The organism is Streptomyces sp. NPDC037271, assembly GCF_055603605.1.
Genome location: NZ_JBVJVN010000025.1, coordinates 21,856 through 41,993 on the forward strand (window position 1 = coordinate 21,856; position 20,138 = coordinate 41,993).

A 20,138-nucleotide genomic window follows, 5' to 3' on the forward strand; every position below is an offset into this window, starting at 1 on the left:
CGGCGCCCATCAGGGCTGATCAAGTGCGCCGAATCTGCAAGGATGAACGGCGAATCCAGAGTGTGAACAGCAGTGAGGAGATCGCCGTGTCGGGTATGTCGGCGGGCCGCTCAGCCATGCGGATGGGACCCGCTGAGCTGGTCCAGGCGGCGGCCATGGCCCGCCGCTTCTACCTCGAGGGCAAGTCCAAGATCCAGATCGCCGAGGAGTTCGGCGTCAGCCGCTTCAAGGTGGCCCGGGTCCTTGAGACAGCCCTCGAGCGAGACCTTGTACGAATCGAGATCCGGGTGCCGGCCGAGCTGGACGCCGAGCGTTCGGACGCCCTGCGGGCCCGCTACGGCCTCCGGCACGCCGTCGTGGTGGAGTCCCCGGCCGACGCCGAGGAGACACCCGACCCGGAGAACCTGGGAGAGGTGGCCGCAGACCTGCTCGGCGAGCTGGTCAACGAGGGTGACGTGCTGGGGCTGGCCTGGGGCCGGTCCACCATCCACATGGCGGCGGCGCTCGACCGGCTGCCGCCGTGCACGGTGGTGCAGCTGACGGGCGTGTACGACGCCGGGACCGCCGAGCGCGGCTCGGTGGAGGCCGTGCGCCGCGCCGCCCAGGTGTCGGGCGGCGACGCCCACCCCATCTACGCGCCGATGCTGCTGCCGGACGCGGCCACCGCGCAGGCGCTGCGTCACCAGACCGGGATCGCCCGGGCCTTCGAGTACTTCGACAAGGTCACGGTCGCCTGCGTCTCCATCGGCTCCTGGGAGCCGGGCATCTCGACGGTGCACGACATGCTCAGCGACGAGGAGCGCGCGCACTACGCCTCGCTCGGCGTCGCCGCCGAGATGTCCGCGCACCTCTTCGACGCCGAGGGGCGCCGGGTCGGGCGGGATCTGGGGGAGCGGTGCATCACGGTCAAGGCCGACCAGCTCCGGCGTATCCCCGAGGTCGTGGCGATCGCGGGCGGGCAGCGCAAGGCGGCGGCCATCGACGCGGTGCTGCGCTCCGGGCTGGTCACCAGCCTGGTGACGGACACGTCGGCCGCGGACTACCTGATGACGGTGGGCTCGGCACCGAAGTCGACGCTCAACCGGACCGACCCGGACGGCATCTGACGGCAGGTCAGGCGATCGGATCAGGCAATCTGATCAGGCGATCGGGGGCGTGATCGGGGGAACCGCCGGGGGAACCGCCGGGGGCACTGTCGGGGGCAGGAGAGGAAGAGAAGAGGGCGACATGACCGAGGACGCCGCAGGGCGGCTCGTGATCACGCTGGACCTCGACGGGGTCACGGACAAGGCGGCCCTGATGGACCGCTGTGCCCGTGACCTGGCGCTGCCCGACTGGTTCGGCCGCAACTGGGACGCGCTCGCCGACTCCCTCGCCGACCCCTCCGTCTGGCCCGAGGGCGCGGCGGACCAGGGGCTGCTGCTCGTCGTGCGGGGGTGGGGCGCGTACGCGCGGGAGCGGCCGGAGGAGTGGGCCGTCGCCGAGGAGGTCTTCGCCGAGGCGACGGACCGCGGCCCGGGGCTCTTCGTGACCCTCGGCCCTGGAGGATCCTCCAAGCAGGCCGCCGACCAGCCTGGATGATCTGCCCGGGGCTTACCGGCGTGCGGCCATGGGAGAATGAAGTACGTGCTCTTTCCCCCTGGCTGACCTGTCCGGGGGCCACCTCTGATCGACTGGGATGTGCAGCACGTGCGTTTCCTGAATGACATCCAGCCCTCGTACGACCTGACGTACGACGACGTGTTCATGGTGCCGAGCCGCTCCGCCGTGGGCTCCCGGCAGGGCGTGGACCTCGGCTCCCCGGACGGCACGGGCACCACCATCCCGCTCGTCGTCGCCAACATGACCGCCATCGCGGGGCGCCGCATGGCCGAGACGGTGGCCCGCCGCGGCGGCCTCGTGGTCATCCCGCAGGACATCCCGATCGAGGTCGTCACCGACGTCGTCTCCTGGGTGAAGAGCCGCCACCACGTCCTCGACACCCCGATCGTGCTCGCCCCGCACCAGACCGTCGCCGACGCGCTGTCCCTGCTGCCCAAGCGCGCGCACAACGCCGGTGTCGTCGTCGACGGGGACCACAAGCCGGTCGGCGTGGTCACCGACGCCGACCTGAGCGGCGTGGACCGCTTCACCCAGCTCGAAGAGGTCATGTCCAAGGACCTCATCCTCATCGACGCGGACATGGACCCGCGCGAGGCCTTCAACACCCTCGACGCCGCCAACCGCCGCTACGCGCCCGCCGTGGACAAGGACGGCCGCCTGGCCGGCATCCTCACCCGCAAGGGCGCCCTGCGTGCCACGCTGTACACGCCGGCCGTCGACGCGCGGGGCCGGCTCCGCATCGCCGCCGCCGTCGGTATCAACGGCGACGTGGCCGGCAAGGCCGAGCAGCTGCTGGCCGCAGGCGTGGACACCCTCGTCATCGACACCGCGCACGGCCACCAGGAGTCGATGATCAGCGCCGTCAAGCTGGTGCGCGACCTCGACCCGCAGGTCCCGATCGTCGCGGGCAACATCGTCTCCGCCGAGGGCGTGCGCGACCTGATCGAGGCGGGCGCCGACATCATCAAGGTCGGTGTCGGCCCCGGCGCGATGTGCACCACCCGCATGATGACCGGTGTCGGCCGGCCGCAGTTCTCCGCGGTCCTGGAGTGTGCCGCCGAGGCGAAGAAGTACGGCAAGCACGTGTGGGCCGACGGCGGCATCCGGCACCCGCGCGACGTGGCGATGGCCCTCGCGGCCGGCGCGTCCAACGTGATGGTCGGCTCCTGGTTCGCCGGGACCTACGAGTCCCCGGGCGACCTCCAGCACGACGCCGACGGGCGCCCCTACAAGGAGTCGTTCGGCATGGCCTCCGCCCGTGCGGTGCGCAACCGCACCTCCGAGGAGTCGGCCTACGACCGGGCCCGCAAGGGGCTCTTCGAGGAGGGCATCTCCACCTCCCGGATGTTCCTCGACCCGACCCGCCCCGGCGTCGAGGACCTGATCGACTCGATCATCGCCGGTGTCCGCTCCTCCTGCACCTACGCCGGTGCCGCCTCCCTGGAGGAGTTCGCCGAGAAGGCCGTCGTCGGCATCCAGAGCGCCGCCGGCTACGCCGAGGGCAAGCCGCTGCACGCCAGCTGGAGCTGAGCCCGCACCCCTTCCGCCCGGCCCCTGATCGTCCCGTCCCCCGGGAGGACCAGGGGCCGTGTGCCGTTCCCGGCGGCGGACCCCTGCCGCGACCCCTGCCGGGACCACCGCCGGGACCACCGTCGCGGCGACCGTCGCCCCTCCGTCGGGTGGCCCGCGAGGCCGGTGCGCCCTGGTCGCGGACCGGCGCCGCGCCGGGCACCGGCAGGCAGGCGGCCCGGGATGCGCACCCACGCTGGATCGAGCCGCTGGATCGAGGCCCGGAAACGCCGCCCGGGGCCGGCCCGGAAAGACCGGGTGCGCCCCGGCGGGAGGCCGCCGGGGCGCGAGCCGTCGCGGGCGGGCCGGACAACCGCTGACCAGGGCGAACCACCGCTCGCCGACCCCGTGCGCAACGCTGCGCAGCCTCCGCGCAACGAATACGCGCCCGGCCCCGGTCAACGCAACGATCGTGCGGACACGCGCAAGGTTGCTGCATTACCGGGGCACCGCCCCGCTCGTAGTGTTCTGCGCTGTACGTGGCGTGGCGGGGACCCCGCTCGGTGGGTTCCCGCTTCCGCGAGGAACGCCGCCGGTCCCCGCCGCTCCAGAAGCCCGCCGGGAGCCCGTCCGCTCACCCCGACCGGCGGCGACCGGCAGCGACAAAGGAGTCAACGCGTGCTCGACCCAGGCGCACCCTCGCACCACGACACATCGGCCACCCCGACGTCCCCGGGCCTGGCCGCGCGCCTCATGCGCCGCAAGCCCGTCGAACGCCTGGTGGCGGAGGGCGGCCAGGGCGAGGGCGGCACCCTCCGTCGCTCCCTCGGCCTGTGGCAGCTCACGATGATCAGCATCGGTGCCACGCTCGGCACCGGCATCTTCGTCGTCCTCGGCGAAGCCGTCCCCAAGGCCGGCCCGGCCGTCACGCTCTCCTTCGTCATCGCCGGCCTGACGGCGCTCTTCTCGGCCCTGTCCTACGCCGAACTGGCGGGCACCATCCCGGTCGCCGGGTCCTCCTACTCCTACGCCTACGCGACGATGGGCGAGCTGGTCGCCTGGGTCTGCGGCTGGTGCCTCGTCCTGGAGTACGGCGTCTCGGTGGCCGCCGTCGCCGTCGGCTGGGGCGAGTACCTCAACGAACTCCTCGACGGCACCATCGGTGTCACCATCCCGGCCGCCCTGTCGGCCCCGCCCGGCGACGGCGGCATCTTCAACCTGCCCGCGCTGATCGTGGTGCTCCTCGCCATGACCTTCCTGCTGGGCGGCGCCCGCGAGTCCGCCCGGGCCAACACCGTCATGGTCATCGTCAAGATCGCCGCACTGGTGCTGTTCTGCGCGATCGGCGTGCAGGGCTTCCGCTCCGGCAACTACGAGAACTTCATGCCGCTCGGCATGGCCGGCGTCAGCGCGGCCGGCGCGACGCTCTTCTTCTCGTACATCGGCTTCGACGCCGCCTCCACCGCCGGCGAGGAGGCCAAGAACGCCCAGCGCGACCTGCCCCGCGCGATCATGCTGTCCCTGGTCATCGTCACGGTGCTGTACGTCCTCGTCGCGGCCGTCGCCGTCGGTGCCAGGCCCTGGCGGACCTTCACCGACTCCGAGGCATCCCTCGCCCAGATCATGACCGACGTCACCGGCCAGGACTTCTGGGGCACCCTGCTGGCCTTCTGCGCGGTCGTCGCCATCGCGAGCGTCGTCCTGACCGTGCTGTACGGCCAGACCCGCGTCCTGTTCGCCATGTCCCGCGACGGGCTGGTGCCCAAGGTGTTCTCCCGGGTCCACCCGAAGACCGGCGCGCCCCGCGCCAACACGCTGATCGTCTCCCTGTTCTGCGGCGTCCTCGCCGCCGCCATCCCGCTCGGGCAGCTGGCCGACGCCACCAGCATCGGCACCCTCTTCGCCTTCGCCCTGGTCAACGTGGCCGTCGTGGTGCTGCGCCGGACCCGTCCGGACATGCGCCGCACCTTCCGGGTGCCGCTGTCGCCGGTCCTGCCGGCGCTGGGCTTCGCCTTCTGCGTCTGGATGATGGGCAGCCTGTCCACCGTCACCTGGGTGGTCTTCGGTGTCTGGATGGCGGTCGGGCTCGTGTTCTACTTCGTATACGGCCACCGCCGTTCCCGGCTCAACACGCCGGACACCCCAGAAGCCCAGTAGCTCCAGAAGTGAAGTGAACGACCCGCAGTGCTGAACGATCTCGACGAACGCATCGTGCACGCCCTCGCCGAGGACGCCCGCCGCTCCTACGCGGACATCGGGCAGTCGGTCGGCCTGTCCGCCCCCGCCGTGAAACGGCGCGTGGACAGGCTGCGCGCCACCGGAGCCATCACCGGATTCACCGTACGGGTCGACCCCGCCGCGCTCGGCTGGGAGACCGAGGGATTCGTCGAGATCTTCTGCCGCCGCAACACCTCGCCGGAGACCATCCAGCGGGGCCTGGAGCGCTACCAGGAGATCGTCGCCGCGTCCACCGTCACCGGGGACGCGGACGCGGTCGCCCAGGTCTTCGCCTCCGACATGCGGCACTTCGAGCGGGTCCTGGAACGCATCGCGGGGGAGCCGTTCGTGGAGCGGACCAAGTCGGTGCTGGTGCTCTCGCCGCTGCTGCGCCGCTTCTCGTCGGGGTCGCCCGCGTAAACGGGGCCGCCCGCATAAGCCGGACCGCCTCGCGATCGGACCCGTCTCCGCGATCGGGCCTGTCCCCGCGATCGGGCCCGTCTCCGCGATCGGGCCTGTCCCCGTGATCGGGCCTGTCCCCGCGATCGGGGTCGCCCAGGCGGTCGCGGTCCCCCAGAGTCCGGGCCGGCCCGCGCGATCGGGAGACCGGGACACGGTCTCCCGGCTAGCATCGGTGGCATGACCTGGCGACATTGATCCACCAGCCGTGCCTCCTCCCGAGGGCCGCCTCGGACGCCGTACCACCGGTGTCCGATCCGCCCCCTCGGGAAGGCCTCATGACTCTCTCACCCGAGCGTGCCCCCGCCACCGCCGGTACCCGGCGGCTGACGCGCACGCTGTACGCCTCCGCGTTCTGCGACGAGTTCGTCCTGCTCTACCCGGTGTACGCGCTGCTCTTCAGCGACACCGGACTCTCGGTCTGGCAGATCTCCTCCCTGTTCGCCCTGTGGTCGTTGACCAACGTGGTTCTGGAGGTGCCCTCCGGCGTCTGGGCCGACGCCGTCTCCCGGCGACTGCTGCTGGTGCTCGGCCCGCTGCTCACCGCCGCCGGCTTCGCCCTGTGGGTGCTCGTGCCCTCCTACGGTGCCTTCGCTCTCGGCTTCGTGCTGTGGGGCGCCGGCGGAGCGCTCGGCTCGGGCGCGCTGGAGGCGCTGGTCCACGACGAACTGGACCGGGCCGGCTCGGCCGACCGGTACGCCCGCGTCATGGGCCGGGCGCGGGCGATCGGAATCGCCGCGACGATGACCGCGATGGGCCTGGCCGGTCCGGTGTTCGACTGGGGCGGCTACGAGGCGGTGGGCGCGGCGAGCGTGCTGATCTGCCTGGTCGGGGCGGCCGTGGCGACACGGTTCCCCGAACACCGCGAACCGTCCGCCGCCGGCGACGGCTGGACCGCGACGCTGCGCGCCGGACTCGCCGAGGCCCGCACCGACCGCTCCGTACGCGGCGCGCTGCTGCTCGTACCGGCCGTGACGGCGGTGTGGGGCGCGCTCGACGAGTACACGCCGCTGCTGGTGCGCGACACCGGCGTCGCGCAGGAGACCGTCCCCTGGCTGCTGCTGGTGATCTGGGCCGGCGCCACGGTCGGCAGCCTGCTCGCCGGCGTGGCCGAACGCCTGACCACGACCGGGTTCGCCGCCCTGCTCACGGGCTCCGCGCTCGCTCTGGCGGTCGGCGCCGCGGCGGGCACCCCGGTCGCCCTGGTCCTGGTCGCGTTGGCCTTCGGCGGCTTCCAACTGGCGACCGTGCTGGCCGACGCGCGCCTCCAGCGGCGTATCGACGACACCAGGCGGGCGACGCTGACCTCGGTCGCGGGCCTGGGTACGGAGCTGGGCACCCTCGTCACCTTCGGTGCCTACACGGCGGCGGCCACGGTGACGGGGCACGGCACCGCCTTCGCGTGGTCCGCGGCGCCGTACCTGCTGACGGCCCTGCTGCTGGTCACCGTCGCCCCTACCGCAGCGGCGGCTGACCGGGCACGACCTCGATAGTCGTCGGTCACCTCGGGTCGGAGGCGAGGTGATGTCGTCCCCGGCGATGCGGTGGCGCCTGGCGCTGCCGGTGAGCGCGGCGGCCTCCCCCGGGGGCCGCTCCTCGTGCGGCCCGGAGGCGACGGCTTGCGGCCCGGAGGTGACGGCTTGCGGCCCGGAGGTGACGAAGGCGCCTGCCGGCCACCACTGTTCCGGCACCGCGCCCCCGTCACCTCGCACCGGGGAAGGGAGCGGCCCCCGACGCAGGGCGGGCAGGGCCCGCGTGCGTGCCCCAGGGAGGAGCCGGGCACACGACCGGGGCGCGAGCGCGCAACGAATCGCCGCGTGGCATGCGGGCGGCGGCACCGACCCGCCGTCCGCCACTGGAGCGCCTCCGTACCGCGTGCCCGGCTCGGCCCCCGTCCGACGGCGGACCACCGGGCCGCCGGAGCGGGACCGGACGGACAACGAATCGCCGCGAGACGCGCCCCGGACGCAACGATCCGCCCACGGACGCGCAACGGGTCCTTCTTGTCCGGCCGGGGCGCCGACCGTACCGTCTATCTGACCCCCCGACCCCCGTCCCACCGGTGAGGAACACGCATGCGCACCGCCCTGCTCCAGAGCTCCGGCCGGCCCGGCTCCACCGTCGAGAACCTCAAGGTCCTCGACGAGGCCGCCGGCCGGGCCGCCGCAGCGGGCGCCGGGCTGCTGGTCACCGCCGAACTGTTCCTGACCGGGTACGCGATCGGCGACGACATCGCCGTCCTCGCCGAGCCCGCCGACGGCGACTCGGCCGACGCCGTCGCGGAGATCGCCGGGCGGCACGGCCTGGCCGTCGCGTACGGCTACCCGGAGCGGGCCGGCGACAGCGTCTTCAACTCCGTCCAGCTGATCTCCGCCGACGGCACCCGCCTCGCGGGCTACCGCAAGACCCACCTCTTCGGCTGCTTCGAGCGCGACCACTTCACGCCGGGCGAACAGCCGGTCGTCCAGGCGGAGCTCGACGGGCTGACCGTCGGCCTGATGATCTGCTACGACGTGGAGTTCCCGGAGAACGTCCGCGCGCACGCGCTGGCCGGCACCGACCTGCTGCTCGTCCCGACCGCGCAGATGCACCCGTTCCAGTTCGTCGCCGAGTCCGTCGTGCCGGTGCGGGCCTTCGAGAACCAGATGTACGTGGCGTACGTCAACCGAGTCGGCCGGGAGGGCGAGTTCGAGTTCGTCGGGCTCTCCACCCTCGCCGGCCCCGACGGGACCGCCCGCGCCCGCGCCGGGCGTGCCGAGGAACTGGTCCTCGCCGACGCCGACCCCGTCTTCCTCGCCGCGTCCCGCGAGACCAACCCGTACCTGGAGGACCGCCGGCCCGGCCTGTACGGCTCCCTCGCCTGACCTCCCCCACCGCCACGCCCCCGTTCCACCTGTGCAAGGAGTCCGTACCCCATGACGTCCACCGTGCCCAACGCGATCGAGCACGCAGACGAGCAGCAGCCGCCGATCACCATGTTCGGGCCGGACTTCCCGTACGCGTACGACGACTTCCTCGCGCACCCCGCCGGTATCGGCCAGATACCCGCGACCGAGCACGGCACCGAGGTCGCCGTCATCGGCGGCGGCCTGTCCGGCGTCGTCGCCGCCTACGAGCTGATGAAGATGGGGCTCAAGCCCGTCGTCTACGAGGCCGACAGGATCGGCGGACGGCTGCGGACCGTCGGCTTCGACGGCTGCGACGAGTCCTTGACCGCCGAGATGGGCGCGATGCGCTTCCCGCCCTCCTCCACCGCCCTCCAGCACTACATCGACCTGGTCGGGCTGACGACCCGCCCCTTCCCCAACCCGCTCGCCGAGGCCACGCCCTCCACCGTCGTCGACCTCAAGGGCGAGTCGCACTACGCCGAGACGCTGGACGACCTCCCCCAGGTCTACCGCGACGTCGCGGACGCCTGGGCGAAGTGCCTCGAAGAGGGCGCCGACTTCTCCGACATGAACCGCGCCCTGCGCGAGCGCGACGTCCCCCGCATCCGCGAGATCTGGGCGAAGCTGGTCGAGAAGCTCGACAACCAGACCTTCTACGGCTTCCTCTGCGACTCCGAGGCCTTCAAGTCCTTCCGGCACCGCGAGATCTTCGGCCAGGTCGGCTTCGGCACCGGCGGCTGGGACACCGACTTCCCCAACTCCATCCTGGAGATCCTCCGCGTCGTCTACACCGAGGCCGACGACCACCACCGCGGTATCGTCGGCGGCTCCCAACAGCTGCCGCTGAGGCTCTGGGAACGCGAGCCGGAGAAGATCGTCCACTGGCCCCACGGCACCTCGCTGAAGTCCCTGCACGTGGGCGGCGACCCGCGCCCGGCGGTGACCCGCCTCACCCGCACCGCCGGCAACCGCATCACCGTGACCGACGCCGACGGCGACATCCGTACGTACCGGGCGGCGATCTTCACCGCCCAGTCCTGGATGCTGCTGTCGAAGATCGCCTGCGACGACTCGCTCTTCCCGATCGACCACTGGACCGCGATCGAGCGCACCCACTACATGGAGAGCTCCAAGCTCTTCGTGCCCGTCGACCGGCCGTTCTGGCTGGACAAGGACGAGGACACGGGGCGGGACGTCATGTCGATGACGCTCACCGACCGCATGACCCGCGGCACCTACCTCCTCGACGACGGACCCGACAAGCCCGCCGTCATCTGCCTCTCCTACACCTGGTGCGACGACAGCCTGAAGTGGCTGCCGCTGTCCGCGAACGAGCGGATGGAGGTCATGCTGAAGTCGCTCGGCGAGATCTACCCGAAGGTCGACATCAGGAAGCACATCATCGGCAACCCGGTGACCGTCTCCTGGGAGAACGAGCCCTACTTCATGGGCGCGTTCAAGGCCAACCTCCCCGGTCACTACCGCTACCAGCGGCGCCTGTTCACGCATTTCATGCAGGAGGAGCTGCCCGAGGACAAGCGGGGCATCTTCCTCGCCGGCGACGACATCTCCTGGACGGCCGGCTGGGCCGAGGGAGCCGTCCAGACCGCGCTCAACGCGGTCTGGGGCGTCATGCACCACTTCGGCGGTGAGACCGACGCGACCAACCCCGGCCCGGGTGACGTCTACGACGAGATCGCACCGGTCGAGCTCCCCGAGGACTAGGGGGTGCCGTTTGGATCAGGTCGGCTCCAGGCAACGGTGCCTTGCGATCGACCGCGACCCCGGCAAGATCCGAACGACACCCCCTAGCAGCCCGCCGCACGTGCCTGGCCGGCCGGACCCCGGCAGGTCAGGCCTTCTCGTAGCCCATCCGTTCCGCCGCGCGGGACACGGCGGGAACGTCCCCGCCGAGGTCGTACGGCCGCGTGGGGCACTTCCGGGAGCGAGCGCCCCGCGGGAACACTCGGCGGATCAGTCCGGTAGCGGCGTGAGCAGCATGCGGCCCGCGAAGCCCACCGCCTCGTCCAGCCGCTCGGTGAACTCCCCGGCGACGTCGGGCAGCCGGCGCAGCGCCCACAGCGCGCGGGCCGCCGCCCAGGCGGCGTCGCGGGCGCGCTCCAGACTCCAGGAGCCGAGCAGATGGGCCAGCGGGTCGGTGATCCTCAGGAGGTCGGGACCCGGCATCAGCTCGTCGCGGACGCGCTCCTCCAGCGACACGAGGAGATCACCCACCCGGTCGAACTCATCCTCCAGGTCGACGGGTTCGCAGCCGAGCGTACGACACGTGTCCACGACGGAGAGCGCGAGATCGTGGCCGATGTGCGCATTGATGCCCGCCAGCGCGAACTGCAACGGCCGTACGCCGGGATGGCGGCGGAACTGGAACAGGGGCCGCCAGCACGCGGGCGGACGGTGCCCGTCCTCCAGTGCGTCGACGGCGGCCAGATAGCGCTCCGCGAACCGCACATCCAGCGCGATCGCGGCCCTGGAGTCCGTGAAACGACCGCCGTCGATGTGCCGGTCGACCGCCTCGGTGACGGTCAGGTAGACGCGGTTGAAGACCGCCACCCCGTCCCGGGCCGGCAGCGTCGTGTCGAGGGCACGCATCCGGGAGAGGACCGCGTCCACCGACCGGACGGCCGCCGTGACTTGTTCGCTGTGCGCCATGGCGGCAGCGTCGCAGCTCTAGGCTGGCGGGAGTGCCGGCGGGCCCGACGCTTCCCCAGAACGGGGGAACGCGCCCGCCGTGCGGGGGAGGGGGAACCACACGTGTCAGGCCTTCGTGCCCGGCGCCTGGCCGCTCGCAGGGCCGAGCGCAGGCGTGCCGCCCGCCGCAGCGCGATGGTCGCGGCGGCGTCCGTCGTGGTCGCGGTGGGCACCGCGACCGGCATGCTGTCCGCGTTCGGCGACGAGGACGGCGGCAGTGCGGACGAGGCCCGTCCGGAAGTGACGTGGTCGCCGCGGCTGCAGTCCCTGCCCGTCCAACCGTCCCCGTCGTCGGCGACACCGTCCGCGTCCGCCTCGGCCTCCGCCCCGGTGAAGAAGGCGAGTCCCGGCCCTTCGCCGACGAAGAAGCCCGATACGTCCGAGAAGTCCGGGAAGACCGAGAAGAAGGAGCCCCGGACGGCCCCGGGCCCGACCCGGCTCTACCGGCACCCCGAGTCCCAGGTCCTCGACTGGGTCCGGGCCCACCCCGACGACCCGCGCCAGGACCTCATCCAGTCCCGCATCGCCGATCACCCGGCCGCCGTGTGGTTCGCCGACTACACGCCCGGGACGATCACCTCCCGGGTCCGCGCCGTCACCTCGGGCGCTGCCGAGGCGGGCCGGGTGCCCGTGGTGGTGCCGTACGCGATACCCGACCGGGACTGCGGCGGCCATTCCCAGGGCGGGGCGCCCGACCTCGACGCGTACGACGACTGGATCGACCGCTTCGCCGCCGGGCTCGGCTCCGGTGACGTCATCGTCGTCCTGGAGCCCGACTCGGTGGCCCAGGCGGAGTGCATGTCCGCCGGTGAGCGCGCCGACCGCTTCGCCTCCCTGGCCCGCGCCGGCCGGGTCCTGAAGGACGCCAACCCCAACGCCCGGGTCTACTACGACGCGGGCCACTCCGGCTGGCACGCGCCCGCCAAGCAGGCGGGCTGGCTGAGGCAGGCCGGCGCCGCCTCGACAGACTCCTCCGACGGCATCTTCAGCAACGTCTCCAACTTCCACGTCACCGCCGACGAGGTCGCCTACGACCGCGCGGTCCTCGACGCCCTCGGCGGCCCCGCGAGCCTGGGCGCCGTCATCGACACCAGCCGCAACGGCAACGGCGCCCCCGCCGACGGCGAGTGGTGCGACCCGGCGGGCCGCACGCTCGGCCGCGCACCGACCCTGAGCACCGGCATGGGGCGCATCGACGCCTACCTGTGGGTCAAGCTGCCCGGGGAGTCGGACGGCTGCAAGGGGAAGCCGGGCACGTTCACGCCGTCCTACGCCTACGACTTGGCGCGCTGAACTCCGTCGTCACCGTCCTCCTCGACCTGCTCGTCGTACGACGACGTGCCCTCGTCCAGCAGCGGCGCCTGCGTCTTGAGGTGGGCCGGGGCGAAGACCCGCAGGGCGTGGTAGCCGGTGATGACGACGACGGTGCCGAGCGCGATGCCGCTGAGGGAGAAGGTGTCGGTGAACTCCATGCTGACGTTGCCGACGCCGATGATGATGCCCGCGGCGGCCGGCACCAGGTTCAGCGGATTGCGCAGGTCCACCTTGGCGTTGATCCAGATCTGCGCGCCGAGCAGCCCGATCATGCCGTAGAGGATGACCGTGATGCCGCCCAGCACACCGCCGGGGATCGCTGCCACGACCGCGCCGAACTTCGGGCAGAGGCCGAAGAGGAGGGCGAAGCCCGCGGCGGCCCAGTAGGCGGCCGTCGAGTAGACCCGGGTCGCGGCCATCACACCGATGTTCTCGGAGTACGTCGTGTTCGGCGGGCCGCCGACCGCGGTGGACAGCATCGAGCCGACGCCGTCCGCGGAGATCGCCGTGCCGAGCTTGTCGTCGAGGTTGTCGCCGGTCATCTCACCGACCGCCTTGACGTGCCCGGCGTTCTCCGCGACCAGCGCGATGACGACCGGCAGGGCGACCAGGATCGCCGACCACTCGAAGCTCGGTCCGTGGAAGGACGGCAGGCCGATCCAGTCGGCCTGGCCCACCGCGGAGAAGTCCAGCCGCCAGTGGTCGGTGAGCTTGCCGCTGCCGTCCACCGAGTGGATCTTGCCGAAGACCTGGTCGAGGACCCAGGAGAGCACGTAACCGAAGACCAGCCCCAGGAAGATCGCGATCCGGGACCAGAAACCGCGCAGGCACACCACGGCCAGACCGGTGAACAGCATCACCAGCAGCGCCGTCCACTGGTCCTGCGGCCAGTAGGTGGACGCGGTGACGGGGGCCAGGTTGAAGCCGATCAGCATCACCACCGCGCCGGTGACGATCGGCGGCATCGCGGCGTGGATGATCCGTGCCCCGAACCGCTGCACGGCGAGACCCACCAGGAACAGCGCGGCGCCGACGACCAGCACCGCGCCGGTCACCGTGGCGCTCGTGCCGCCCTGCGCCCGGATCACCGCGGCTACGCCGACGAAGGAGAGCGAGCAGCCGAGGTAGCTGGGCACCCGGCCGCGGGTGGCGAGCAGGAAGATGACGGTCGCCACGCCCGACATCATGATCGCGAGGTTGGGGTCCAGGCCCATCAGGACCGGAGCCACGAAGGACGCCCCGAACATGGCCACCACGTGCTGGGCGCCGAGCCCGGCCGTGCGGGGCCACGAGAGCCGTTCGTCGGGGCGGACCACCGCTCCGGGTGCGGGCGTGCGCCCGTCACCGTGCAGCTTCCAGCGCACGCCGAGGTCCATGGTGAGGTTTCGCTTTCTCTGTACGTGATGACTGTCCGGACCATTGTCAGGGGTACCGGAGGGTCCCACGTCCCGCGCCCCCGCTGACCAGCACCTTCCCCCGGCCGTAGCTGCTGAGCGTCCGCTTAGGATGGAGGGGATCCGCCGTACGTGAGCACAGCCGAGCAGGACCAGGAGCCCACCCGTGACCGCCGAAGCCCCCGCCGCCCCCGCCCTCTCCTACGGCCGGCTCGTCCCGGTCACCGTCCACTTCGACGACCTGGACGCGCTCGGCCTGCTGCACAACGCCCGCTACCCGGTGCTGGCCGAGCGGGCCTGGGCCGAGCTGTGGACCGAGCACGGCTTCCGGTTCGAGGGCGACTGGGCGGCGGCCGGCGACGCCTGCAACGCGGTCAGGGAACTGACGATCACCTATGAGGCGCCGGTCACCCGGCCGGGCGCGTACGCCGTCCACCTCTGGCTGGACCGGCTCGGCACGACCGGGCTGACGTACGGCTTCCGCTTCTGCTCGGCGGACGGCACCACCACGTACGCCCACGGCACCCGGGTGCTGGTCCGGCTGGACTCCGAGACGCTGCGCCCGGCGCCGTGGAGCGACACCTTCAGGACTGCCGGTCGGGCACTGCTGCGCTCGACGGACTGATCTTCGGGCGCTCCCGGTCCCCGGCGCGCAGCACCTTCGCGAACACCACCAGGCAGCAGGCCAGCACCGTCACCAGACCGAACGACACCACCAGGCTGGTCGCCTGGGCCAGACCGCCGATCGCGCTCGGGGCGACCAGGCCGGAGGTGTACGTGATGGTGGCGACGCCCGCGATGGCCAGACTGGGGTTGGAGCCGGCACGGCCGGCCGCGGCGAAGCAGAGCGGGATGACGACGGCTATGCCGAGGCCCATCAGCGCGAAGCCGGTCATCGCCACCGCCGGGTGGCTCCCGAGGACGATGAGCAGACCGCCGAGGGTGGCCAGCACGCCGCTCACCCGGACCGTGCGCACCGCGCCGAACCGGTCCACCACCCTGTCACCGGCGAACCGGGCCAGCGCCATGGTGAGCGTGAAGCCCGTCGTGCACGCCGCCGCCAGACCGGCCGAGGCCTCCAACTGGTCCCGGAGGTAGACCGCCGACCAGTCCAGGCTCGCACCCTCCGCGAACACCGCGCAGAACCCGACCGCGCCGATCAGCAGCGCCGACCTGGGCGGCAGCGCGAACCTCGGGGGCGGGTCCTCGTCCTCGGCGGGCTGGAGATCCAGCACCCAGGTGCAGGCCACCAGGCCCGCCACGGTCAGCACCGCGGCGGCGAGGGCGTGGTGCAGCCGGGCGTCCGAGCCCAGGTGGGCGGCGAGCGTGCCGGCCGCCGAGCCGATCAGGGCGCCCGCGCTCCACATGCCGTGCAGCCCGGACATGATCGACTTGTCGAGCCGGTTCTCGACCTCGACGCCGAGCGCGTTCATCGCCACGTCCGACATGCCCGCCGTGGCGCCGTAGACGAACAGGGCGAGGCAGAGGGTGAGCAGGTTCGGGGCGAGGGAGGGCAGGACGAGCGCCAGCGTCCACAGGGCCAGCAGACCGCGCAGCGCGGTGCGGGCGCCGAAGCGGTGGCTGACGCTGCCGGCCAGCGGCATGGCGACCGACGCGCCGATCGCCGGGAACGCGAGCGCCAGACCCAACTGGCCCGCGCTCACCCCGGCATGGTCCTGGATCCACGGCACGCGTGTCGCGAACGAGCCGGTGACGGCGCCGTGCACGGCGAACACGGCCGCCACGGCGTACCGGGCGCGCCTCACCGTGCGTTGCTCGTAGACCACTGCGCTCATTCTCTGGCCCCTCCGTCGGGTCTGCACCGGTTCGACTGCCTGGCGTCACGGCGCTCACCGCGCTCACTGCGCCCACCGCGCCGCGTAAACTATCAGGAACCCTGCCTGATAGATAGGGAGTATGGGCGCGGGCCCCCGCGCCGCCGATCTGGAAGGATCCCGGCATGCCCGCATCCCCGAGCACCGCCCGGGCCATCAACGACCGGCTCGCCCTGCACCTGCTCCAGCAGGAGGGCCCGTTGACGGCAGGGCAGCTGAAGCAACTGACCGGCCTGTCCCGGCCCACCGTGGCCGACCTCGTCGAACGCCTCACCGCCTCCGGTCTGGTCGAGGTGGCGGGAGAGTCGGGCGAGCAGCGCCGGGGACCGAACGCCAAGCTGTACGGCATCGTCGCCGGACGCGCCCACCTCGCCGCCCTGGACGTACGTACCGAGGGCGTCGCCGTGCTGGTGTCCGACCTGCTCGGCCGGGTGCTCGCCGAGGCGTCCGTGCCGATCGGTGACGACACCGGGACGGGCCCCGCGGTGGAACAGGCGGTGGGCCTGGTCGAGCGCGCGGCGAAGGAGGCCGGGGCCGACCGGCTGCACAGCGTCGGCATCGGCGCGCCCGGCCTGATCGACCCGGCCAGTGGTGAGCTGCGCGACTCCACCGGGCTGCCCGAGTGGCACCGCCGGCTGGTGGCCGCGTTGCAGGAGAAGTTCCCCGAGGCGCGGATCGGCGTCGAGAACGAGACCAACCTCGCCGCCCTGGCCGAGCAGCGCGACGGGGCGGCCCGGGGCCGGGACACGTTCGTCCTGCTCTGGCTCGGCCTGGGCATCGGCGCCGCGGTCGTCCTCGACGGCACGCTGCGGCGGGGTGTCTCCGGCGGCGCGGGCGAGATCGGCTTCCTGCCGGTGCCGGGCACTCCGGGCCTGCCGTCGGCCACCGACTGCGACGGCGGCTTCCATTCCGTGGCCGGTGCGGCGGCGGTGACCGCCCTGGCGGCGCGGCACGGGGTGACGGCAGTGCCCGAGGGGCCCGAGCCGCACGCCGCCGCGCTGGTGCGGGAGGCGGTACGCCGGGCGGATACGTCCCGGGGCCGGCACCCGGCCCCGGATCCGGCCGCGGAGCGGTTCCTCGACGAGCTCGCCGACCGGATCGCCCTCGGGGCCGCCGCCGTCGTCTCCGTCCTGGACCCCGGCTGCCTGGTGCTGGCCGGCGAGGTGGGCCGGGCCGGCGCCGACACGCTCGCCGCCCGCGTCCAGCACCGCCTCACCCGGATGTCACCGCTGGCCACCGAGGTGCGGCCCAGCACGCTGGGCGGCGGTGCCGTACTGCGCGGGGCACTGCTGACCGCCCGCGACCGTGCCCAGGACGAGCTGTTCGCCCCGCCGGAGCGGTAGCCGGCGGGGCGCTCGACGCCACTTCCGTGGCGGTGGCGGTGGTGCCTCTGGGGTGGTACGGGCCGGCACCTTGGGTGGCCCGGCGGCGGGCAAGGGCCTTCGTCACCGCCGCCGGGCCGGTCTCGTCGGGGTCAGCAGGCGCCGAGGTCCTGCCAGACGCCCCACTCACCGGTGGTGCCGGGCTCCTCGCCCTTCGTCCACCACTTGGACTTCCACGAGTGCCCCTCGTGGGAGACCGTGACGCCGGCGCCGTACGCCGCGGCCGCTTCCCAGGCCGGGGCCGCGCACTGCCCGGCGCCGTCCGTCGGACTCGGGCTCGGACCGGGGGTCTCCGTGGGCGTCGGCGTGGGGGTCGGTGTCTGCGTTCCCGGGTCCACCACGGTCGTGCCCCGGGCGAGGTCGCCGGCCAGGGCGTACGCCTTGCCGCCGATCGTCACCGTCCAGTTCGACGGGGTCGACACCGGCAGGTAGTAGTTGAACGACAGGTCTACGGTCGCGCCCGGCGCCAGCGACTGCCACGCCGGCAGCTTCAGCGACACCCGGTGGAAGTCGCCCTTCAGGCCGCCCGCGTTGCCGCCCGTGTGGTCGCTGCTGATGACCTTGGTGCCGAAACCGGACTGGTCGGAGGCGTTCCCCGGGGCCGAGGTCGCGTAGTCGAACTGGAACTCGGTGCCGCCCGGCAGCGCGGTCTTCGTGTTGTTCGTGATCCGCAGCCTGGGAGTGATCGGGTAGTTGGAGTCACCCAGCTTGAAGTCCGTGAACTCCACGTCCACGTCCACGGCCTCCGTCGGCAGGTCCGCGTTCGACTTCTTCGCGCCGTACGGCGCGGCCGACTTGAACGTGTCGTACATCAGCGAGGTGAGCGTGTCGCCCGTCTCGTACTGGCCCTTGGCGGCGTTCCAGTCGTAGTCGCCGGCCAGCTCCCAGATCATGGTGCCGCCGATGCCGCGGTCCACCACGTAGTCGGCCTTGGCCCCGACCGACTGCTCGTCCTCGGTGGAGAGGAAGACCTTCTTCTCGGCGTTCCACAGCCAGGGCGCGACCAGCGTGGGGTCGTACTTGCGGGCATAGGTGCCCGTCAGCTTCGTGTCCGCCGGGAAGCCGTAGTCGGTGACGTAGTCGCCGACGATGCCCTTCTCGAGGTTCTTGGCGTGCCACATCGGGTTGGAGCCCGCCGGGGACTCCTTGCCGTTGGTATCGAGGTCGTGCCAGAGGTTGTCGATGCCGACGGCGCCGTCACCGCACTTGGTCAGGCCGGAGCCCGCCGGGCAGGAGGAGGCGGACGCCCTGCCCCACAGGCCGTCGGTTCCGCCCTGGACGTTCTTGTGGCCGCGGGTGTAGTACGGCAGGCCGATGTTGATGCGGCCGGCCGGCATGGAGCCGCGGAAGTAGTGGTAGGCCCAGTCGGTGTTGAGGTAGCCGATGCCGCCGTACTGGGCGCTGCCGTAGACGTTCGCGGCGGCGAGTTCGGAGTCCTTGCCGTCGTCGAAGAGGGAGGCGTTCGGGCCGACGTGCTCGTTCCAGGCGCCGTGCAGGTCGTAGGACATGATGTTGACGTAGTCCAGGTACTTCTGGACCTGGAAGGTCTCCATGCCGCGCAGCAGGTAGCCGGAGGAGGGCGCGGCGACGGAGAGGAGGTAGTGCCTGCCGTCCGCGGCGCCCGCGCGGTCGAGCCTCTCGCGCAGCGTCTTCATCAGGGCCGCGTAGCCCTTGACCAGCCCGGCCCGGCGGCCGTTCGCGAAGGACCAGTCGAGCGGGTTGCCCGCGTCCTTCATCGTCGTCGGGTACTCGTAGTCGATGTCGACGCCGTTGAAGCCGTACTTCCGCACGAAGTCGACCGCCGAGTCGGCGAAGGTGTCGATGCCGGCCTGGTTGACCGAGCCGTCGGCGTTGGTGGCCATCGAGTAGAAGCCGCCCGAGTCCACGCGCGTGCCGTCGTCGGCGAAGTAGCCGCCGGTCTCGGCCCAGCCGCCCACCGAGATCATCGTCTTGACGTCCGGGTGCTGCTTCTTGAACTTGTTCAGCTGGTTGAAGTGACCCTTGTAGGGGAGGCCCGGGTCCATCTCGGCGCCCTCGACCCCCGGCCACGTCATGCCGGTCGCGGGGTTCTTCGCGCTGTCCGGGCCGACGGAGAGCTTGTTGCCGCCGTCCACGTGCGCGAAGGCGTAGTTGATGTGGGTGATCTTGTCCCACGGGATGTCCGAGGCCAGATACGCCGGCTTGCCGTCCTTGCCGGTGCGCCAGCCCGTGAAGTAGCCGATCACCCGGCGCGGGTGGTCCGCGCCCATCTTCTCCCGGCCCGCCGAGTCGTAGGCCGAGCAGTAGGGGACATCGACGCCCGGGGTCCGGTAGAGCCCGTCGGGACGACAGGTCTCCTGGCCGGCGGCCTGTGACGCGGTCGCCGGGAGGCCGGCCAGCAGGAGGCCGGCGACGGCGGCGGCCGCCGCGAACAGGGCCGGTCCCGCTCTGTGGCGGGTTCTGGAGCGTGACGGGGAAGGCACAGTCGGTTCCTCTCCACGGAAGTTGCGCAGACCCTAGAGAGGACTAGACCAGTGAGTCAATAGGTATGGACCAATCTCAACGCGGAGGGACGGTACCCCGGTTGGGGGCGGCCATGGCGCGACCGGGCCCGGGAGTGAGCACTCTGTGAGCCACTCCACACACTCCGTCCGCATGGACCGGGATCAGTCGTGGCACACTGGCCGTGTACCAGAAGCAGCGCACTCCGGGGTCGGTGAAAGTCCGAACCGGCGGTTACAGTCCGCGACCCGGTCGCCTCCAGCGACCGGTTGACCAGGTGAAATTCCTGGACCGACGGTTAAAGTCCGGATGGGAGGCAGTGCGCCGCGGGCGAGCACACGTGCGCGC

Annotated in this window: 15 protein-coding genes and 1 riboswitch; of the genes, 11 read left to right on the forward strand and 4 right to left on the reverse strand. The window is 72.1% G+C overall.

Annotation, left to right across the window (positions count from 1 at the left end; genetic code table 11):
• The first annotated feature begins 62 nt into the window (after positions 1-62).
• The 8 genes from ACZ7G3_RS29840 to ACZ7G3_RS29875 all read left to right on the forward strand — a co-directional run bounded on the left by ACZ7G3_RS29840 (position 63) and on the right by ACZ7G3_RS29875 (position 10,400).
• Complete coding sequence (locus ACZ7G3_RS29840) at positions 63-1,106, forward strand: sugar-binding transcriptional regulator (protein ID WP_003977362.1); 1,044 nt, start codon at positions 63-65, stop codon at positions 1,104-1,106.
• Between the two features lie 121 nt (positions 1,107-1,227).
• Positions 1,228-1,581: a barstar family protein gene (locus ACZ7G3_RS29845; protein ID WP_470929213.1), complete on the forward strand. Its 354-nt coding sequence runs from the start codon at positions 1,228-1,230 to the stop codon at positions 1,579-1,581.
• A gap of 108 nt (positions 1,582-1,689) precedes the next feature.
• Positions 1,690-3,132, forward strand: a complete 1,443-nt coding sequence (locus ACZ7G3_RS29850; RefSeq protein ID WP_470929215.1) for a GuaB1 family IMP dehydrogenase-related protein — start codon at positions 1,690-1,692, stop codon at positions 3,130-3,132.
• A 657-nt stretch (positions 3,133-3,789) separates the two neighbouring features.
• A complete protein-coding gene (locus ACZ7G3_RS29855; protein WP_470929217.1) occupies positions 3,790-5,268 on the forward strand; it encodes an amino acid permease in 1,479 nt (492 codons plus the stop codon).
• 27 nt (positions 5,269-5,295) lie between these two features.
• Positions 5,296-5,748, forward strand: a complete 453-nt coding sequence (locus ACZ7G3_RS29860; protein WP_426600455.1) for an Lrp/AsnC family transcriptional regulator — start codon at positions 5,296-5,298, stop codon at positions 5,746-5,748.
• 317 nt (positions 5,749-6,065) lie between these two features.
• Positions 6,066-7,280: an MFS transporter gene (locus tag ACZ7G3_RS29865; protein ID WP_470929219.1), complete on the forward strand. Its 1,215-nt coding sequence runs from the start codon at positions 6,066-6,068 to the stop codon at positions 7,278-7,280.
• A gap of 582 nt (positions 7,281-7,862) precedes the next feature.
• On the forward strand, positions 7,863-8,651 hold the full coding sequence (locus ACZ7G3_RS29870) for a carbon-nitrogen hydrolase family protein (RefSeq protein WP_470929221.1): 789 nt from the start codon (positions 7,863-7,865) through the stop codon (positions 8,649-8,651).
• Positions 8,652-8,702: 51 nt separating this feature from the next.
• Positions 8,703-10,400 (forward strand): flavin monoamine oxidase family protein, encoded by a 1,698-nt coding sequence (locus tag ACZ7G3_RS29875; protein ID WP_470929223.1) that lies wholly within the window; start codon positions 8,703-8,705, stop codon positions 10,398-10,400.
• A 249-nt stretch (positions 10,401-10,649) separates the two neighbouring features.
• On the opposite strand, the gene ACZ7G3_RS29880 is transcribed toward ACZ7G3_RS29875, so the two are convergent.
• Positions 10,650-11,345 carry a DUF5995 family protein gene (locus ACZ7G3_RS29880; protein WP_426600451.1) on the reverse strand — a complete coding sequence of 232 codons (696 nt, stop codon included), beginning with the start codon at positions 11,343-11,345 and terminating at the stop codon, positions 10,650-10,652.
• A gap of 174 nt (positions 11,346-11,519) precedes the next feature.
• Between ACZ7G3_RS29880 and ACZ7G3_RS29885 the strand changes: the two genes are divergently transcribed.
• Positions 11,520-12,677 (forward strand): glycoside hydrolase family 6 protein, encoded by a 1,158-nt coding sequence (locus tag ACZ7G3_RS29885; RefSeq protein ID WP_470929310.1) that lies wholly within the window; start codon positions 11,520-11,522, stop codon positions 12,675-12,677.
• Here the strand turns inward: ACZ7G3_RS29885 and ACZ7G3_RS29890 are convergent.
• Positions 12,659-14,074 (reverse strand): uracil-xanthine permease family protein, encoded by a 1,416-nt coding sequence (locus ACZ7G3_RS29890; protein ID WP_426600450.1) that lies wholly within the window; start codon positions 14,072-14,074, stop codon positions 12,659-12,661. The two genes, ACZ7G3_RS29885 and ACZ7G3_RS29890, sit on opposite strands and share 19 nt — an antisense overlap.
• 184 nt (positions 14,075-14,258) lie before the next feature.
• On the opposite strand from ACZ7G3_RS29890, the gene ACZ7G3_RS29895 reads away from it, so the two are divergent.
• Entirely contained in the window at positions 14,259-14,717 is a 459-nt protein-coding gene (locus ACZ7G3_RS29895) for an acyl-CoA thioesterase (RefSeq protein WP_470929225.1), read from the forward strand.
• On the opposite strand, the gene ACZ7G3_RS29900 is transcribed toward ACZ7G3_RS29895, so the two are convergent.
• Positions 14,677-15,888, reverse strand: coding sequence for an MFS transporter (locus ACZ7G3_RS29900; RefSeq protein WP_426600448.1), 1,212 nt, complete (start codon positions 15,886-15,888; stop codon positions 14,677-14,679). The two genes, ACZ7G3_RS29895 and ACZ7G3_RS29900, sit on opposite strands and share 41 nt — an antisense overlap.
• A 164-nt stretch (positions 15,889-16,052) precedes the next feature.
• On the opposite strand from ACZ7G3_RS29900, the gene ACZ7G3_RS29905 reads away from it, so the two are divergent.
• A complete protein-coding gene (locus ACZ7G3_RS29905) occupies positions 16,053-17,270 on the forward strand; it encodes an ROK family transcriptional regulator (RefSeq protein WP_470929227.1) in 1,218 nt (405 codons plus the stop codon).
• 131 nt (positions 17,271-17,401) lie between these two features.
• On the opposite strand, the gene ACZ7G3_RS29910 is transcribed toward ACZ7G3_RS29905, so the two are convergent.
• Complete coding sequence (locus ACZ7G3_RS29910; protein ID WP_470929229.1) at positions 17,402-19,771, reverse strand: chitinase C-terminal domain-containing protein; 2,370 nt, start codon at positions 19,769-19,771, stop codon at positions 17,402-17,404.
• A 215-nt stretch (positions 19,772-19,986) separates the two neighbouring features.
• Positions 19,987-20,117, forward strand: a riboswitch (FMN riboswitch).
• Positions 20,118-20,138 lie beyond the last annotated feature (21 nt).